Origin of the sequence: Bifidobacterium sp. UTCIF-1, from assembly GCF_006408915.1 — a bacterium.
GTDB lineage: Bacteria > Actinomycetota > Actinomycetes > Actinomycetales > Bifidobacteriaceae > Bifidobacterium > Bifidobacterium reuteri.
Map to the genome: position 1 here is coordinate 25,211 of NZ_JFAG01000002.1, position 16,701 is coordinate 41,911.

At 58.4% G+C, this 16,701-nt stretch carries 18 protein-coding genes and 1 tRNA gene; 1 reads left to right on the forward strand and 18 read right to left on the reverse strand.

All coding sequences use genetic code 11. The features are described 5' to 3' along the window. Nucleotides 1-62: 62 nt before the first annotated feature. The 6 genes from BW09_RS01060 to BW09_RS01085 all read right to left on the reverse strand — a co-directional run bounded on the left by BW09_RS01060 (nt 63) and on the right by BW09_RS01085 (nt 7,919). Nucleotides 63-1,127, reverse strand: a complete 1,065-nt coding sequence (locus BW09_RS01060; protein WP_140463719.1) for a LacI family DNA-binding transcriptional regulator — start codon at nt 1,125-1,127, stop codon at nt 63-65. A 7-nt stretch (nt 1,128-1,134) separates the two neighbouring features. Further along, the gene (locus tag BW09_RS01065; protein ID WP_044089083.1) at nt 1,135-2,694 is read right to left on the reverse strand and encodes an alpha-N-arabinofuranosidase; all 1,560 of its coding nucleotides are present in this window, start codon (nt 2,692-2,694) and stop codon (nt 1,135-1,137) included. Nucleotides 2,695-3,008: 314 nt separating this feature from the next. Beyond that, a tRNA-Ser gene (locus BW09_RS01070) sits at nt 3,009-3,093 on the reverse strand. A 152-nt stretch (nt 3,094-3,245) separates the two neighbouring features. Beyond that, nucleotides 3,246-4,556, reverse strand: coding sequence for an ATP-binding protein (locus BW09_RS01075; protein ID WP_140463721.1), 1,311 nt, complete (start codon nt 4,554-4,556; stop codon nt 3,246-3,248). Nucleotides 4,557-4,797: 241 nt separating this feature from the next. Then, the gene (locus tag BW09_RS01080) at nt 4,798-5,598 is read right to left on the reverse strand and encodes a transglutaminase family protein (RefSeq protein WP_140462790.1); all 801 of its coding nucleotides are present in this window, start codon (nt 5,596-5,598) and stop codon (nt 4,798-4,800) included. Between the two features lie 140 nt (nt 5,599-5,738). Further along, on the reverse strand, nt 5,739-7,919 hold the full coding sequence (locus tag BW09_RS01085; RefSeq protein ID WP_140462791.1) for a circularly permuted type 2 ATP-grasp protein: 2,181 nt from the start codon (nt 7,917-7,919) through the stop codon (nt 5,739-5,741). Between the two features lie 322 nt (nt 7,920-8,241). Between BW09_RS01085 and truA the strand changes: the two genes are divergently transcribed. After that, nucleotides 8,242-9,156, forward strand: coding sequence for a tRNA pseudouridine(38-40) synthase TruA (truA, locus tag BW09_RS01090; RefSeq protein WP_140462792.1), 915 nt, complete (start codon nt 8,242-8,244; stop codon nt 9,154-9,156). 283 nt (nt 9,157-9,439) lie between these two features. On the opposite strand, the gene rplQ is transcribed toward truA, so the two are convergent. The 12 genes from rplQ to rplR all read right to left on the reverse strand — a co-directional run bounded on the left by rplQ (nt 9,440) and on the right by rplR (nt 16,700). Then, nucleotides 9,440-9,976, reverse strand: coding sequence for a 50S ribosomal protein L17 (rplQ, locus tag BW09_RS01095; protein WP_140462793.1), 537 nt, complete (start codon nt 9,974-9,976; stop codon nt 9,440-9,442). A 92-nt stretch (nt 9,977-10,068) separates the two neighbouring features. Then, nucleotides 10,069-11,064 (reverse strand): DNA-directed RNA polymerase subunit alpha, encoded by a 996-nt coding sequence (locus tag BW09_RS01100; RefSeq protein WP_140462794.1) that lies wholly within the window; start codon nt 11,062-11,064, stop codon nt 10,069-10,071. 80 nt (nt 11,065-11,144) lie between these two features. Then, nucleotides 11,145-11,546: a 30S ribosomal protein S11 gene (gene rpsK / locus BW09_RS01105; protein WP_034527262.1), complete on the reverse strand. Its 402-nt coding sequence runs from the start codon at nt 11,544-11,546 to the stop codon at nt 11,145-11,147. An 86-nt stretch (nt 11,547-11,632) separates the two neighbouring features. Beyond that, complete coding sequence (rpsM, locus tag BW09_RS01110; RefSeq protein WP_026641530.1) at nt 11,633-12,010, reverse strand: 30S ribosomal protein S13; 378 nt, start codon at nt 12,008-12,010, stop codon at nt 11,633-11,635. A gap of 146 nt (nt 12,011-12,156) precedes the next feature. Further along, entirely contained in the window at nt 12,157-12,270 is a 114-nt protein-coding gene (gene rpmJ / locus BW09_RS01115; protein WP_003814578.1) for a 50S ribosomal protein L36, read from the reverse strand. Between the two features lie 23 nt (nt 12,271-12,293). Further along, on the reverse strand, nt 12,294-12,512 hold the full coding sequence (gene infA, locus BW09_RS01120) for a translation initiation factor IF-1 (RefSeq protein WP_003808114.1): 219 nt from the start codon (nt 12,510-12,512) through the stop codon (nt 12,294-12,296). A 181-nt stretch (nt 12,513-12,693) separates the two neighbouring features. Then, nucleotides 12,694-13,254, reverse strand: a complete 561-nt coding sequence (locus BW09_RS01125; protein WP_140462795.1) for an adenylate kinase — start codon at nt 13,252-13,254, stop codon at nt 12,694-12,696. A gap of 92 nt (nt 13,255-13,346) precedes the next feature. Next, a complete protein-coding gene (secY, locus tag BW09_RS01130) occupies nt 13,347-14,684 on the reverse strand; it encodes a preprotein translocase subunit SecY (RefSeq protein WP_140462796.1) in 1,338 nt (445 codons plus the stop codon). A 273-nt stretch (nt 14,685-14,957) separates the two neighbouring features. Beyond that, nucleotides 14,958-15,410, reverse strand: a complete 453-nt coding sequence (gene rplO, locus BW09_RS01135; protein ID WP_140462797.1) for a 50S ribosomal protein L15 — start codon at nt 15,408-15,410, stop codon at nt 14,958-14,960. A 2-nt stretch (nt 15,411-15,412) separates the two neighbouring features. Beyond that, nucleotides 15,413-15,598, reverse strand: coding sequence for a 50S ribosomal protein L30 (rpmD, locus tag BW09_RS01140; RefSeq protein ID WP_044089160.1), 186 nt, complete (start codon nt 15,596-15,598; stop codon nt 15,413-15,415). A gap of 5 nt (nt 15,599-15,603) precedes the next feature. Continuing rightward, nucleotides 15,604-16,332 (reverse strand): 30S ribosomal protein S5, encoded by a 729-nt coding sequence (gene rpsE, locus BW09_RS01145; protein ID WP_140464582.1) that lies wholly within the window; start codon nt 16,330-16,332, stop codon nt 15,604-15,606. Then, the gene (gene rplR / locus BW09_RS01150; RefSeq protein WP_044089097.1) at nt 16,329-16,700 is read right to left on the reverse strand and encodes a 50S ribosomal protein L18; all 372 of its coding nucleotides are present in this window, start codon (nt 16,698-16,700) and stop codon (nt 16,329-16,331) included. The genes rpsE and rplR overlap by 4 nt, the downstream gene beginning before the upstream one ends. Nucleotide 16,701: the final 1 nt, after the last annotated feature.

Below are 16,701 nucleotides of genomic sequence, written 5' to 3' on the forward strand. Positions count from 1 at the left end.
CGCAGTATCCATTATGCTGTCCTTTCCTGCGGAACAATACACACGTGGTTCCGGCATACATCTCAGAATGCCGTCGATGCGCGACGCTCTATCACAAAATCCGTCGATATCGCACGAACTGGAGAATCAGCACCCTCAATGCGCTCAATCAGCATGCTGATTGCGGAATCGGCATATTGATCCAAATGGGAGTTCACCGTGGTAAGCGCAGGATTGCAATGGCGGGATTCCTCGATATCGTCAAATCCGCTGACCTGCACATCCTCGGGAACATTCCAACCGTGCTCCTTGAACACATGCAACGCGCCAAGCGCCAAAGCGTCATTCAGACACACTACGGCACGAGATCGGGCGTCACGAAATGCCGGGACACTCAGCAGGTGCCGGGCACCGCGAGCACCCCAATTCATGTCCCAGCGTCCGCCTTCGATAACCACGTTTTCGTTCACTTCGATGCCGGCATCGGTAAACGCCCGACAATACCCCTGTGTACGCAGCGCTCGCGTTCCTTCCCGCAGAGCATTCACATCGTCGAGACGCCGCTCTGCCACCAAATCATCCGGTGCCCCTATGAGCCCGACACAACCGACGCCCTCCGCAATCAAGGTAGACGTTATGTCGTAGATTGGTTGGACATTGGGCATGGTGACACTGTCGACCAGACCGTATGCCAGCGAATCCCCCGTCAAGACGACCGGGTACCGCTGTTTCAGTATGTCTTTGCAATCAGCCAACGGCTGATCGGCATAGAATATCCATCCATCCGCATTGACACGGTAGGTCTCATCGATGATGCTGGATAAGCCACCGTCGTCATAGGTGTCTATGACGAGACTGTATCCATGCCGTCGTGCGGCTTTGATCAGCTCGCCTGCGTACATCGCCGTCCAAGGCTGGTCAAATGCCATAATCGCCAGGCCGATAATCCTCGTCGTGCCGGTTTTCAACGATCTGGCCGAATAATTGATGGTATACCCCAAACGCTCAATGACCTGCTTGACGCGTTGGCGGGTTTCGGGGCGCATGCTTCCGGAATCGTTGATGACGTTCGATACCGTCTTGATAGAGACATGCGCCTCTTTGGCGACATCTGTGATTGTGACCCGTTTCATCCCGTCATCTTTCATTTCAAATTCACTTCACATGCACGGCGGTCCAGGAGACCGGGGGCAGGGTCACACGCACCATGCCTGATTCGGCGTCGGAGGTGATGGTGTCATTGGAATGCAGAACGACACGGTTCTGGTCCTCCAATGTGTTTTTCGCCAAAAGGTCGTCCTCGTGCAGGGTATCGGCCTTGGCAGAGGAGAACATGAAACCTTCCGGCAGCTTGATTTCGAAATCGTTGGCCGTGTCCATGGAACGATTGACCACGAACACGCTCACCGACCCGTCCTTGCCTCGTACCGCCACCGAATCGACGGTGGGCACTTCACCGTACTTCTGGGTCTCATAGGTCCCGGATGTGAGCTTCGGCTCAAGCACCGTGCCGCTCTTGGCCAGTTTCGCGGTCAGCGAGAACGGATAGAACGTGGACTGCCGCCAAGCCGGGCCACCAGGCTCGGTCATGATGGGCGCAATCACATTGACCAGCTGGGCGAGGCTCGCGGCATGCACACGGTCGGCGTTCTTCAACAGGGTGATCAGCAGATCGCCGAAAACGACGGCGTCCGCCGCACTGTACACATCCTCCAGCAGACGCGGCGCGACAGGCCAGTTATCGATGCCCTCAGGATTTTTGCTCGGCTCATCGTTGATGTACCACACGTTCCATTCATCGAATGATATGAACACGTCATGCTTGCTCTTCAGCCTTGCTTTGGTGGCATCGACGGCGGCGGCCACATCCTTGATGAAGCCTTCCATATCCACGCCGGAAGCGAGGAAGCTCTTCATGTCACGAGTGCCATCCGGCTGCAGCTCAGGGTGGTAATACGCATGGCAGGAGATAAAATCGACGCTTTCGTATGTCTTTTCGAGCACCTGCTCTTCCCACGCCCCGAACGTGTCCATTCCATGGCTGGATGAGCCGCATACCACCAGTTCGACATCCGGATCGATCATGCGCATGCCCGCCGCGACCGAAGCCGCCAGTGTGCCATAATCCTCCGCGGACTTGTGACCGGTCTGCCATGGACCATCCATCTCATTGCCCAGGCACCACATCCTGATGCCGAACGGCTGATCGGCCCCATTGGCCCTACGCTCTTCGGACAGCTTGGTACCACCCGGGATATTCGCATATTCCAACAGGTCAAGCGCCTCTTCCAGGCCTCGGGTGCCCAAGTTCACGGCCTCCATCAACTCATTGCCGCCGACCTTGTCCAACCACCTGGCTATTTCATGCAGGCCGAACTGATTGGTTTCGGTGGAATGCCAGGCCAGATCAAGGCGACGGGGGCGTTCCTCCTTCGGACCGACACCATCCTCCCAGCGATAGCCCGATACGAAATTGCCGCCCGGGTAACGAATGGTGGTGGCTCCAAGCTCCCTGACCAGCTCGATGACATCTTTGCGGAAGCCATCTTCGTCGGCCTGCGGATGCCCCGGCTCATAGATGCCGTCATACACGCAACGGCCCAGATGCTCAACGAACGAGCCGAACAGCCGATCGTTCACCGGGGCGACTTCGAAATCATTATCAACAACGAGCCTTGACGTATCAGGCGCTGCATTTGGGGACTGTTCAGGCATAATCGCTCCTTTTTCGATGCCGCCTTTTCGGTAGAGCAACGTTGTACTTAATATCGTCGGCCAGAACCTCGAATTTGAAAATCGGAGAACTCACATCCAATCAACTTCAATCACTGATTACTTCAGATATTTAATACAACCTTGTACCTTTGATGTTTTACATAATACAACGATTACTCTCCGATCGCAAAAACGGCGAGTACAACGATGTTCTTTTGGCGTCCTTCCGACCAACACGCCGTAGAAAGGGTACGGAACGCCAACGTGACCACGAAATAGAAAAAGGGTCCCGGAACAACCCGGAACCCTATGGGCGGATGAAGCGAGATTCGAACTCGCGGAGGCTTCCACCTCACACGCTTTCGAGGCGTGCTCCTTAGACCGCTCGGACATTCATCCATGTCGCCAAAAGGCAACTTGTTCATTATGCCACATCCCGCCGACCTGGCAAATCGGAGTTTCGCGACAACTCAGGCGTCAAGGACGCGCTGCGGAGAAGCACAATGCGCATCACGCTGCTATGCACCTTCCTCAGCTCCCCCAATCCCACGTCACACCCCCAACGTTCCCACCGGAATGACATATATGCCGTCATCTCGACGATATGCGAACTCCCCAATGCCTACCAGCACTGCCAGGAATTCCGGTTCACGAGTGCGGGCGCTCGGATTCCTCAGCAATTTATTCTTCAGTCGGCGCAGGTTCGCCGCCGCCTCGGGGACCTTGTCTTCGCTGGTCTTGATCTCTATACCCGCCCAACGCCCATCAGCCAATTCGATGATCGCATCGCATTCAAGCCCGGAATCATCGTGATAATAGCGGACCGGCTCCATGCCGACGTCCGGCAACGCCCGCGCATATACGAGCAAGTCGCGAATGCAGAGGTTTTCGAACAGGAAACCGAAGGTCTGCCAATCACGAATCAGCGCATCAGGATTCATGCCCAGCGCCGCGGCAGCGATTGAAGGGTCTGCGAAATATCGACGCGCCTTGGTCTGCAATCGCTTCGGATCACGGGCGGGCGGCACCCAACCCTTCACAGGATCGATGACGAACATGCCTTCGAACATGGAGACATACTCCGCTACTGTGCGTTCTGAAATGAAATCATCCAGATTCTCTTCCGCACCGTACATATCTTTGCGAAGCGTTTTGAATGTGACAGCCTGACTGATGTTACGTGCCAACGAATCCAGCAAGCGCCTTGCCACGTCCGAGTCCTTGCCTTGACGAGGGACACTTTCAGCCAAGGTAAGTCTCACGTATTCCCTAATCAGAATTTGGGCATCAGACACGGTCATATCCACGGCCTCCGGCCACCCTCCACGGCACACTGCGTCCATCAGCCCCTTGGTATCCAACCCGGACCTCGCCGCAGAAAACCTATGCCCGAACAGCCCCGACAGGCTGACTTCGCCGCTGGAAAGCCCTGATTCATACAATGTCATGGGATTCATGCGAATCCGTCCGATTCTTCCGGCGCCACTGTGATTCGGAAGCTCGCTGCGAAGCGGCGTGGATGACCCGGTCAACAACCACTGACCTTTGTTCGCTGGCTCATCATCGACATGATGGCGCACCTCATCCCAGATAGCGGGCGCCAACTGCCATTCGTCAATCACATGCGGCCTGTCCCCCAGCAGCATCAACGATGGGTCTGCTTTGGCAACGGTCAGATTGTTATTGCGATCCACATACGTGATGCTGCTCGCATGTGCACGGGCGGACCAAGTCTTACCGCACCATTTGGTACCGGCGATTTCAACTGCACCAAAGATGCGCAGATACCGAGCGATCTGCGAGTCCACGATACGAGGACGGTAGGTCTCAGGCTTTATGCCATGCGTCGTTGCTTCACTCATCGAATCCATCTCCCATCATCATCGCCATCTCGCCTGCAATAATCCGAATTTCTCAACCGCGAAAATCCGAACTATACAACTACAATAATCCGAATATCACAACTACCAAAATCCGAATTTCTCAACCGCGAAAATCCGAATAAGTGAACCGGCTGCGATACCTACGCACCTTCGCATAGGCCAGTGCACTGCCTCATTAGCTAGTGCAGCATCACAGCCGTATCAGCAGACGATGGGCCAATCAGGACTGCTGCTCGTGCACGGAGGCGTTGACCCATTGGGTCTGCTCGACGTTGTAGCCGGAGAAGATGCCGATGTCGAGCATGCAGTCGCGATAATCGCGACCGTGCGCGATGGTGATGTAATTGTCATCGACCAGACGGTTATGCGTGGGGTCAAGGCCAACCCAGCGACCGTCCTGATACACCTCCACCCAGGCATGCGTGGCACCTTCCCCACCGAGCAGTCCGGCGATGTATCGCGCGGTCAATCCGACGTGGCGGCATACCGAGAGCATCACATGCGCATAATCCTGGCATACGCCCTTGCGCTGGGCGAGCGCCTGTTCGGCGGTGGTGCGAATCGTGGTGGACCCCGGGGTATACACGAAGGCGTGGTATACCTCATCCATCACTTCGGTGGCACGCTCGACCGGCGTGGCATGCTCCGGCAGCTTCGCAAGACGCCTCTGGCATAGGTCCACCATCGCTTCGATGCATGGTCCGGGAATGGTCAATGCGGAGTTGAAGCGGTAGAGCGGCTTGTAGATCTCCTTCTTGATGTGCGCATTGTCCACGAAGGCGATGCCGGTCACCGAATAGCTGAACACGTCATGCGGTTCGGGAATGAAACCGGTCATCACCACGGAATCGAAGGAATCGATGGTGGTACCCAGCTCGGTATCAGGTCGGATCTTGACCTCCACATCGATGACCTGCTGACGCGGACCCGTCGCGGGGATGCAGCGGAGCTGGAACCGATGGTCGGTCACGGGAGCACTGAACGAAAGCTTCATCTCATAGTCGAATACGAGTTTCTTCAATACTGCTCCTGCGATTGTCTTCGTGTTCCACGGCATGAGGCCCGCCCGCAGGTACAGGCGTCATATCGCCCTACCGCATGACAGGCCAACAAGACCGCATTACCGGCTGTATGTTGATATCACCTTAGCATTGCAACACGTCAGATGCGCTTGGCGTCCATGTTCATGGAGCTCAACGACCCCATGTCCTTGATGGCCAACGCGCTGATGCGGCCGGAATAATCATCCAGATACTTCTTGAGCAGCGCCGCCACCTGATCGTACCCGCGGGCCGGCAACTGACCCACCAGCCAGCTCAGCCCATCAGCAAAGCAGCTGGGCAACGGCATGCCGTCAAGCACCATGGAATATGACGCAAGCTTGCGCAACGGCGCATCCATCTGCTCCATCGACAGCCCGAAACGCGTATACAGATCGATGCGCTCCAGATATTTGCCGATGAACACGAACGCCTTCAACGTGGGATCGACAGGCGAGTTCTCGATGCCGCCCCAGAAGGCGAGCATGTCGTCGGCGATATCGCGCTGATTGTAGATATCGTCGGCATCGGCCGCCTTGCGTGCCGCATCGGTGATGTTGGTCATGGCCAGTTCCACATACTGCAGCAGACGGGAGCTCAGTTCCGGACGCAGGATCACCGCGTTGTTGAATGCGGCGGTGACCGCCGAACGGACAGAATCAGGGTTCGTACCGTCATAGAGGAAGCTCGTGACGAACTCGTCGAAGTCCTCGAAGTCCTCCGGAAGATCGAGCGCGTGCGCGAACGGACGGAAAGCGTCCACATCCGTGTCCATCACACGGTCGTAGAACGGGAAGAACTGGTTCAGCGTGGTGAACGCACGCTCGGTGTAGCGTCCGAGCCAATACAGGTTATCGGCCTTGGATGCAGTGACCAGCGACAGCGAGTGATGGCGGGACTGGCTGAGCAGATTGGCGACCTGCACCTCGGCCCCCAGTTCATGTTCCACACCGGTTTCAGGCGCCAGCACCCACGTGTCCTTGAATCCGCCGCCCTGCGAGGAGTTGACGATCATCTGGCCGGGCACCGAAGAGTATCTGGTCAGACCCGAGTACCAGACGTGCGTGCTCTTGCCGGTCACCACGAACGCGCGCAGATCGCATTTGCGCGGCGACATCTCCCCGGTCTTGGCATCGACCACGTCAATGTCGCGGAACTGAATCACCTCTTGGGCGATGAACCGGCGCGGATCCTCCTTGATGCGTTCGGCAAGCTCCTCGCGAGCGGCGGTGTCCAGCGATGAGCCGAACACCACGCCATAGCCGCCGGCTTCGGCGACATCCTTGATGACCAGTTCGCCCATGCGGTTCAGGACTTCCTTGCGATCGGCCTCGAACATCGGCATATACGTGGGCGCATTGTGCAGAATCGGTTCCTCGCCGAGGTAATACTTGATCATCTGCGGCACGAAGTAGTAGATGGCCTTGTCGTCGGCCGCGCCATTGCCCGGCGCGTTGACGATGGCCACGTTGCCGTCGCGGTATGCGGACAGAATGCCCGGCACGCCGATCACCGAATCGGGGTTGAAGGCGAACGGATCGAGGTATTCGTCGGACAGACGGCGGTACACCACGCCCACGCGATGGCGTTTGCCCGCGTAGTCAAGGAAGTACACCTTGTTGTCCACCACTTCGAGATCCTCCGGGAAGGCGAGCGCTGCGCCGGTCTTCTCGGCCAGATAGGCGTGTTCGAAGAACGCGGAATTGTAACGGCCCGGCGTCAATACCACGGCGATGCCCTCGGTGGAGACGAAATCCATGGCCTTGCGCAGCAGACGCGGATATTCACGGTTGTCGCGGATGTGCACATCACGGAACAGGCGCGGGGAGATGCGACGTTCGATGTCTCGCACGAACAACGGATAGCTGGCGCCGGAGGGGATGCGCAGATTGTCTTCGAGCACCCACCAGCGGCCGTCCTCCCCCTGTACCAGATCCTCGCCGGCGATGTGGGCGAAGATGCCGCCCGGAGGCGTCACACCATTGACCTGCGGGAAGTACCCGGCGGACGTGTATACATACTCTTCCGGAATGACGCCGTCATGCACAATCGACTTGTCCGAATAGATGTCCTTGAGGTAGGCGTTCAGCGCATTGACACGCTGTTTCAACCCCTTCTCCAGTTCGTCGAACTCATCGGATTCGATGATGCGCGGCACCGGGTCATAGGGGAACAGACGGTCATGGTATTCGTTGTTCTTGTAGATGCCGAAGCGCACGCCGTTTCTGGAGAGCTCCCGGTTGATGGCTTCACGGCGATTGACTAGTTCATGCGCCAACTTATGCGCGGCTGATTCGATCATCTCGTGCCTGCTCCTTGCTGTAAACGGCCGCTCGGTGCCACCTGCGTATCGCGGAGGCTTTGGCGCACGCTGACGCCGCCACCGCAACCCGGTGTGATGGTTATTAACCTAGGACAGGCCCGTTTCGGCAAATGCGCGCGAATGTTACGGGTAGGTCACTTCACAGCCGCTTCGACGTATGCTTCGGCGCTTCCTTTCGGAATGATGTCGCCAGCGAATCCTGCATCATCGTAATCCCGGGACATCATGCCTTCCACAGTGCAGTAGACGTGGAACATACCGGCCCACCGGAATCCGCGGCTGCTCGTTAGGATGGATGGTTATGACACGACTTCGCATTGATCTGGCGTACGACGGCGGCGGTTTCTTCGGATGGGCTAGGCAGCCACGGCTGCGCACGGTGCAGGGTACCATCGAGGACGCGTTGCACAAGGTGCTTCGCGTGCCTGCCGATGACGCTGACGATCCGTTGCGATTGACCGTCGCCGGACGCACGGATACCGGCGTGCACGCCTCGCATCAGGTGGCGCATCTCGATGTGAGCGATGCGGTATTGCTGCGATGCGTCGGGCATATGGAGGTGCCAGCCGTCGATGCTTTGGCACGCCGGCTCAAAGCCGTACTGCCCCCGGATATCGTGATTCACCAGGTGACGGTTGCGCCTGACGGTTTTGACGCGCGCTTCTCGGCGCTGGAGCGGACCTATGTGTATCGCGTCGCTGACCGCTCGTCCGAAGTCGACCCGAGATCACGTGGTTTCGTGCTGCGCGTGGACGAGGCTTTGGATGTGGATGCAATGAACCGGGCGGCGGCGATGACATTGGGGTTGCATGATTTCGGCTCGTTCGCGACGCCCAATCCGGGCGGAACCACAATCCGCGAGGTCAAGAACGCCTATTGGAGGCGTATTCCTGCCGTTCCGCTGGTTCCATCAGGTTCGGATATGGGCGAGTCATACCGGACCCCGTCGTTGGAATCCGGTTTGCTGGTGTTCACGATTGTCGCCGATGCGTTTGCCCGCAATATGGTTCGCTCTCTGGTCGGATCCTGTGTGAAGGTCGGTTCGGGCCGCAAATCATTGGATTGGTTCGCCGATAAGATGGCACACCCTGTGCGGGAGGGCTCGAGCGGGCCCATTGCGCCTCAAGGACTGACTCTGGAGCACATCGCCTACCCTCCGGATGAGCAACTGGCTGCCCGCGCCAATGCAATCCGGGCGGTGCGTACCCTGCCGTGATGTCCGACGGCCCGTATCGCCCCGTATGATCACGACAACCGAGAATTTGCGTCGCTGACAGGCTCTCAGTGACGCAAATTCTCGAAGAAAACAACCATCCCGAGAAAAAACATCACTGACACCATCTCAGCGACGCAAATTCTCGAGATTGGGAATCGTGCCAGAATCGTGCCAGAAGTGCCCCAGGATAATCCCAGAAGTGTCCTGATGCGAGATATGGAAAGAGGGTTGGAACCCATTTGGATTCCAACCCTCTATCTAGCTTAGCGGAAAGCTATTCAGCTCACTCGGCCTTCTCGGCGGCGGCTTCCTCGGCCGGAGCCTCAGCTTCAGCAGCAGCGGTCTCCTCAGCCGGAGCCTCGGTGGCCTCAGCAGCCGGAGCCTCGGTAGCTTCTGCGGCAGGAGCCTCGTCGGCGACCTTGGTGGCGGCCTCGGCTTCCTTCACGACAGCCTTCTTGGCAACCGGCTCGGTGACGAGCTCGATGATGGCTGCAGCAGAGGAATCGCCAACGCGCGGAGCGATCTTGACGATACGGGTGTAGCCACCCTCACGCTGCTCCATCTGCTCGGCAATCTGGGTGAACAGCACGTGCACCACGGACTTGTTGCGGATGACGCGCATCACGCGACGACGGGAGTGCAGATCACCGCGCTTGGCAAAGGTGATCAGGCGCTCTGCCAGCGGACGAAGGCGCTTAGCCTTCGGCAGCGTGGTGGTGATGCGACCGTTCTGGAACAGGCTAGTCGCCATGTTTGCCAGCATGAGGCGCTCGTGCGCAGGGCTGGAAGCCAGACGCGGGCCCTTCTTAGGTGTAGGCATGGGTTTACTCCTTATTGTCCGCAACGGCAGGCAGGTGGGCATATGCCCGAACATCCGCCTGCCATTATGGACGGTTTGTCAAAAGGGGCAGATCACTCTTCTTCAGGCGAGAAGAACGTGCCACCTTCGAGATTATTGGTATCAAAGGCCATCGGCGAGGACTTGAGGCTAAGACCCAGGGCCTGCAGCTTCTCCTTGACCTCGTCAATCGACTTCATACCGAAATTGCGGATGTCGAGCAGATCCTGCTCGGTGTGGGAGACAAGCTCACCGATGGTGTGAATGCCCTCACGCTTGAGGCAGTTGTAAGAACGCTGCGTCAGGTTGAGGTCCTCGATCGGGACAGCCATCTCGGGGTTGGTCTCCTCGGCCACCGGGGCCGGACCGACTTCAACGCCTTCAGCCTGGGTGTTGAGCTCACGGCACAGGCCGAAGAGCTCCACCAAGGTCGAACCAGCGGAAGCCACCGCGTCGCGCGGCGAGATGGCGGGCTTGGTCTCCACGTCCAGAATGAGCTTGTCGAAGTCCGTGCGCTGTTCCACACGGGTCGCCTCGACCTTGTAGCTCACCTTGAGCACCGGGGAATAGATGGAATCAACCGGGATACGGCCGATTTCACCATTGTCCTGCTTGTTCATCTGAGCCGGAACATAGCCACGACCGCGCTCGACGGTGAACTCGATTTCGAGTTCGCCATCTTCGGCGAGAGTGGCGATGTGCTGATCCGGGTTGGCGATGGTGACGCCGGCCGGCGGAGTGATGTCTCCTGCGGTAGCCTCACCCTTGCCGCTCTTGCGCAGGTACATGACCACAGGCTCGTCATACTCGCTGGTGAGCACAATGCCCTTGATGTTGAGCAAGATCTCAGTCACGTCCTCCTGGACACCCGGCAGAGTGGTGAACTCATGCAGGGCACCGGAGATACGCACAGAGGTCACAGCCGCACCAGGGATGGAGCTCAGCAGCGTGCGACGCAGCGAGTTGCCGAGCGTATAGCCGAAGCCAGGCTCAAGCGGCTCGATGATGAAGCGGGAGCGCTGCGAATTCAGAGATTCCTCGGTCAGAGTCGGACGCTGTGCAATAAGCACTGTGGTTATCCTTTCAGCTTGAACTCGGTGGTGCACTCACCGGTCAGGCGGTTTTGGATTGATTTCGTATTGCTGAGTGCTCAGACGCGACGACGCTTCGGAGGACGAACGCCGTTGTGGGCTTGCGGGGTGACATCGGTGATGGAACCGACCTCGAGACCCGCGGACTGCAGAGAACGGATGGCGGTTTCACGACCGGAACCCGGACCCTTGACGAACACGTCGACCTTCTTGACACCGTGCTCCATCGCCTTGCGGGCGGCGGACTCGGCGGCCATGCCAGCAGCGTACGGCGTGGACTTGCGGGAGCCCTTGAAGCCGACGTCGCCACCGGAGGCCCAGGACACCACGGCGCCGGACGGATCGGTGATCGAGATGATCGTGTTGTTGAAAGTGGACTTGATGTGAGCCTGACCCACCGGAATCGACTTGCGATCGCGGCGACGAGCGGGCTTACGAGCGGCTTGCTTTGGAGCTGCCATTGACCCTCGTTTCCTAATAACGAACTATGTTGTTGATATTCGAACGATGGAATGCCGAGCATCCCGTGGCTCGAATCATGCCACTCTTACTTGGTGGCCTTCTTCTTTCCGGCGACCGTGCGCTTCGGGCCCTTACGGGTGCGGGCGTTGGTCTTGGTGCGCTGACCGCGCACAGGAAGTCCCTTACGGTGACGCTGGCCTTGGTAGCAGTTGATCTGAATCTTGCGACGAATGTCCGCATCGATTTCACGACGCAAATCACCCTCGATCTTGTAGTTGCCCTCGAGGTAGTCACGCAGCGTGATCAGCTGCTCGTCGGTAAGATCCTTGACGCGGGTGTCCGGGTTGATACCGGTCGCGGCAAGCGTTTCCTTGGCACGAGTGCGTCCCACACCGAAAATGTAGGTGAGGGCGATCTCGATGCGCTTCTCATTGGGGATGTCGACTCCGGCAAGACGTGCCATTGCGATTCCTTCTTGTTTCCGTAGGTCTTGCACCCGCTCCTCCGGTAATCCGGCACGAGCCTACGTACCCGTGGTTCAGTGTCGTTCCCTTTCGGGAAGCACTGTGAGTGAGTGCCTTAATTATGGTGCCGCTGGAGAATCTGCTCTCAGCCCTGACGCTGCTTGTGGCGGGGGTTGGTGCAGATCACCATGACGCGGCCGTGACGACGAATCACGCGGCAGTTTTCGCAGATTCGCTTCACACTAGGGCTGACCTTCATGGTTATCCTTTACTTGTGTACCTTTACTTATAGCGGTACGTAATACGTCCACGATTCAGGTCGTAGGGGCTCATTTCCAGCACCACACGATCCTGGGGAAGAATACGAATATAGTTCTTGCGCATCTTGCCGGAGATCGTGGCGAGCACGATGTGCTTGTTTTCGAGCTCAACGCGGAACATCGCGTTCGGCAGTGCCTCCACTACCTGACCTTCGACTTCAATCACACCGTCTTTTGCCATGTGCCTCAGGTTTCCTATCGCTGGACGAATTACTACGAGTGCATCCGAAGACACACCGACATTCAAATATATACAGGGGCGTATACAGAGGTACCCCTACGCAACACCCGGCGTGTCGCATAGGGGTACCTGATCCGATCTGTGATATTGGAGCTATCGAATCAACTTTTCGTTGGCTGACTCAGTGCAAGTCGTTGATGATGCGCTTGCTGATTTCACTGATCTCGCCGACTCCGTTCTCAAGCACCAGCAGGCCGCGAGACTTGTAGATGTCAAGCAGAGGGGCGGTTTCCTTCTCATACGTTTCCAGACGCTTGGCGATGGCCTCCGGAGTGTCATCGGCACGTCCCTGCTCCGCGGCGCGCTTCTTCATGCGCTCCAGCAACACTTCACGGTCGGCTTCGAGCGCCACCACGTGGTCAAGCGGGGTGCCCAGCTCTTCGAGCATCTGATCGAGGGCTTCGACCTGAGCGGCGTTTCGCGGATAGCCATCAAGGATCCAACCGTTGGCGCAATCCTCCTTGGCCAGACGATCCTTGACGATCTTGTTGGTCAGGGAGTCCGGCACAAGCTCGCCCTTGTCGGTGTAGCTCATTGCCTCCAGGCCCAGTTCCGTCTTGTTCTTGATGTTGAAGCGGAAGATATCACCGGTGGAAATGGTGGGGATGTTGAAATGCTCGGCGAGCAGCGCGGCCTGAGTGCCCTTGCCCACACCCTGAGGACCCATGATGAGCAGACGCATGGTTTATCTCCTTGTTGATAGTGCTTGTCGTTGTATTGGTACGGAATCGGCACGACTGGCCATATGCCAACCGTGCCGACATCATTGGAGGCTTACTTGCCTTCCTTGTGATCCACGTTTTCGAGCAGGAAGCCGGTGTACTGGAACTGCTCGGTCTGGGCCCTTGCCTGACGCAGAGTATCGAGGCCCACGCCGGCGATAATCAGGATGGTGGTGCCACCGAACGGCAGCTGCGTGTTCAGTCCGAGCGCCATGATCAGCACGGTCGGAATCAGTGCCACGAACAGCAGGTAGACGGCGCCCACCGTATTGAGCCTGTTCATCACGTAGGTCAGGTAGCGGCTGGTGGCGTTGCCGGCACGGATGCCGGGGATGAAGCCGCCGTACTGCTTCATGTTGTCGGCGGTCTCGTCCGGGTTGAACGTGATGGACGTGTAGAAGAAGCAGAAGAACACAATCATCAGCGCGTACAGGGCGATGTACCACACGCTCGTGGTGTTCGCCAGGTTCGCGTTGATCCACTTGACCCACGACTGGTCGGACTTGCCGAACTGGGCGATCAGCGTCGGGATGGCGAGGATGGAGGACGCGAAGATCGGGGGGATCACGCCGGACATGTTGATCTTGAGCGGCAGGTAGGTGGAGGAGCCGCCGTACATCTTGCGGCCGATCATGCGGCGCGTGTACTGGACGGGTACACGACGCTGGCACAGTTCCACGAAGTCCACGAAGATGAGGATGACGACGAGCACCGACACCACGATGGCGAACTTGGCCCAGTCGCCGTCGGTGCCGTTGGTGCCCCAGCCAATCTCCCACAATTGAGGCAGGAAGCCCGAGCAGATGGACATGAAGATCAAGATGGACATGCCCTGGCCGATGCCCTTGTCGGTCACGAGCTCGGCCATCCACATGATGAAACCGGTGCCGCCGGTCATGATCAGCACCATAACGACGAGGTTCCACACGGAGCCGTCCGGGATGACCTGGTCGCACGCATAGTTGAACAGGGCGCCGGAGCGCGCGGTGACCAGAATGGTGGTGGACTGGAGGACGGCCAAGCCGATGGTCAGGTAACGCGTGTACTGGGTGAGCTTGGCCTCGCCGGACTGGCCCTCCTTGTGCAACGCCTCGAAACGCGGGATGACCACACGCAGCAGCTGCACGACGATGGAAGCGGTGATGTACGGCATGACGCCCAACGCGAAGATGGACAACTGCAGCATGGCACCACCGGAGAAGAGGTTCACCAGACCGATGAAGTTCTCGGACGCGGTCTGCGTCTTGCCGACGCACTCCTGCACCACCGAATAATCCACGCCCGGGGTCGGAATGAACGACCCGATACGGTAGATGATGATGATGAACAGGACGAATAGGATCTTCTTCCTGAGTTCCTTGGTCTTCAGGGCCTGGATTAGTGTCCTCACCTGGATTTCCTCCCTATGGCACGCTTGGGAGCGCACAAATACACAAACTAACGAACGAGCATAGTCTAACGTGCCTACTTGCCACACCTATGTCTCGAGAAAAGCATGGTTATGACGTCAAATACTCGTCCAATATTTGAGGACGATGAATCATCTATGGACGTTAGCCCGCGTAGGCAGTGCTTGAAAACGTTGGAATATGATGAACCCCCGTCCACCGGAAAGCGAACGGGGGTTCGTCATATTGAGGCGCTCAAATCATCTGAGGAACTATCAGTCCTCGGAGATGGAGCCGCCAGCCGCTTCGATCTTGGACTTGGCGGAAGCAGAGGCCTTCACACCCTTGAGGTTGAAAGCAACGGTGGTTTCGCCTTCGCCCAGAACCTTGACCGGAGCGTTGCTGCGCACAACGCCCTTGGCGATCAGGTCGGCCACGGTCACGTCGCCACCCTCGGGGAAGATCTCCACGAGACGGGCGATGTTGATGACCTGGAACTCGACCCTGAACGGGTTCTTGAAGCCACGAAGCTTCGGCAGGCGCATGTACAGCGGCAGCTGGCCACCTTCGAAGCCAGGACGCACGTGATTGCGCTTGGTCTGGCCCTTGGCTCCACGGCCAGCGGTCTTACCCTTGGAGCCTTCACCACGGCCAACGCGGGTACGATCCTTGTTGGCACCCGGAGCGGGCTTCAGGTCGTGCATCTGCAGGATTTCGTTATCTGCCATAATCAGTCAACCTCCTCGACGGTGACCAGGTGGCGCAAGGCGTTAGCCAAGCCACGGTTGGCCGGGGTGTCCGGACGGACGACGGTCTTACCGATCTTGTTCAGACCGAGGGTCTTGGCGGTAGCGCGCTGAGCCGGAGTACGGTTCACGAGACCGTGATGCAGGGTAATCTTCAGGTTCTTAGCCATGATTATCACTCACCATCCTTCTCTTCAGCGGCCTTGGCAGCAGCCTCTTCGCGAGCCTTGCGGGCCTCGGCGATGCCTTCGGCACGGGCACGCAGCAGGTTGTCAGGAGCGACTTCGTTCAGAGCGAGGCCACGACGGGCTGCGATCTCTTCCGGCTCCTCGAGCTGCTTGAGGGCAGCCACAGTGGCGCGGACGACGTTCACGGCGGTGGCGGAGCCCATGGACTTGGACAGCACGTCGGTGATGCCGGCGCATTCCATAACGGCGCGCACGGAGCCACCGGCGATTACGCCAGTACCCGGAGCTGCCGGGAGCAGGAGCACGGTGCCTGCGGCATCGTGGCCCTGAACCGGGTGGGTGATGGTGCCGCGGACGCGAGGCACAGTGAACATGTGCTTCTTGGCGTCGAGCTGGCCCTTGGCGATGGCGGCCGGGACCTCACGGGACTTGCCGTAGCCGACACCCACGGTGCCGTTACCATCGCCGACCACCACAAGTGCGGCAAAGCTGAAGGTACGACCACCCTTGTGGGTCTTGGAGACGCGATTGATGGTCACCACGCGATCGAGCATATCATCGCCGCGGTTTTCCTCGCGACGGTTACGACGCTCGCCACGACGGCCCTCGCCGCGCTGGCCACGACGACCCTTGCGGTCCTCGTTGTTGGATTCGGTCGCCACAGTGTTCTGAGTTTCTTCAGCCACTTGGGTTTCCTTTGCTTCGTTGTCGCTCACAGTGCCAGACCTCCCTCGCGGGCGCCTTCAGCAACAGCTGCGACGCGACCAGTGTACTTGTTGCCACCACGGTCGAAGACGACTGCGGTGATGCCGGCAGCCTTTGCCTTGTCGGCGATCAGCTCGCCGACCTTCTTGGCGGCCTCAACCTTGGTGCCCTGGAAGCCGGCGAAGTCGGCCTGCAGAGTGGAAGCGGACACCAGAGTCACGCCCTTGGTGTCGTCGACCACCTGGGCAACCATGTGGCGGTTGGAGCGGGTGACCACCAGGCGCGGACGCTCGGGGGTGCCGGAGATGCGCTTGCGGATGCGTGCATGACGGCGCTTGAGGGCGACCTTCTTGCCCTTTCCGAGAATTGCAACGCTCATA

What these genes read in the sequence shown, in the direction of transcription:
- BW09_RS01060 (WP_140463719.1), bottom strand. Translation starts at nt 1,127, where the DNA reads ATGAAAGATGACGGGATGAAACGGGTCACAATCACAGATGTCGCCAAA.
- BW09_RS01065 (WP_044089083.1), bottom strand. Translation starts at nt 2,694, where the DNA reads ATGCCTGAACAGTCCCCAAATGCAGCGCCTGATACGTCAAGGCTCGTT.
- BW09_RS01075 (WP_140463721.1), bottom strand. Translation starts at nt 4,556, where the DNA reads ATGAGTGAAGCAACGACGCATGGCATAAAGCCTGAGACCTACCGTCCT.
- BW09_RS01085 (WP_140462791.1), bottom strand. Translation starts at nt 7,919, where the DNA reads ATGATCGAATCAGCCGCGCATAAGTTGGCGCATGAACTAGTCAATCGC.
- truA (WP_140462792.1), top strand. Translation starts at nt 8,242, where the DNA reads ATGACACGACTTCGCATTGATCTGGCGTACGACGGCGGCGGTTTCTTC.
- rplQ (WP_140462793.1), bottom strand. Translation starts at nt 9,976, where the DNA reads ATGCCTACACCTAAGAAGGGCCCGCGTCTGGCTTCCAGCCCTGCGCAC.
- rpsK (WP_034527262.1), bottom strand. Translation starts at nt 11,546, where the DNA reads ATGGCAGCTCCAAAGCAAGCCGCTCGTAAGCCCGCTCGTCGCCGCGAT.
- rpsM (WP_026641530.1), bottom strand. Translation starts at nt 12,010, where the DNA reads ATGGCACGTCTTGCCGGAGTCGACATCCCCAATGAGAAGCGCATCGAG.
- rpmJ (WP_003814578.1), bottom strand. Translation starts at nt 12,270, where the DNA reads ATGAAGGTCAGCCCTAGTGTGAAGCGAATCTGCGAAAACTGCCGCGTG.
- infA (WP_003808114.1), bottom strand. Translation starts at nt 12,512, where the DNA reads ATGGCAAAAGACGGTGTGATTGAAGTCGAAGGTCAGGTAGTGGAGGCA.
- BW09_RS01125 (WP_140462795.1), bottom strand. Translation starts at nt 13,254, where the DNA reads ATGCGTCTGCTCATCATGGGTCCTCAGGGTGTGGGCAAGGGCACTCAG.
- rplO (WP_140462797.1), bottom strand. Translation starts at nt 15,410, where the DNA reads ATGGCAGATAACGAAATCCTGCAGATGCACGACCTGAAGCCCGCTCCG.
- rpmD (WP_044089160.1), bottom strand. Translation starts at nt 15,598, where the DNA reads ATGGCTAAGAACCTGAAGATTACCCTGCATCACGGTCTCGTGAACCGT.
- rplR (WP_044089097.1), bottom strand. Translation starts at nt 16,700, where the DNA reads ATGAGCGTTGCAATTCTCGGAAAGGGCAAGAAGGTCGCCCTCAAGCGC.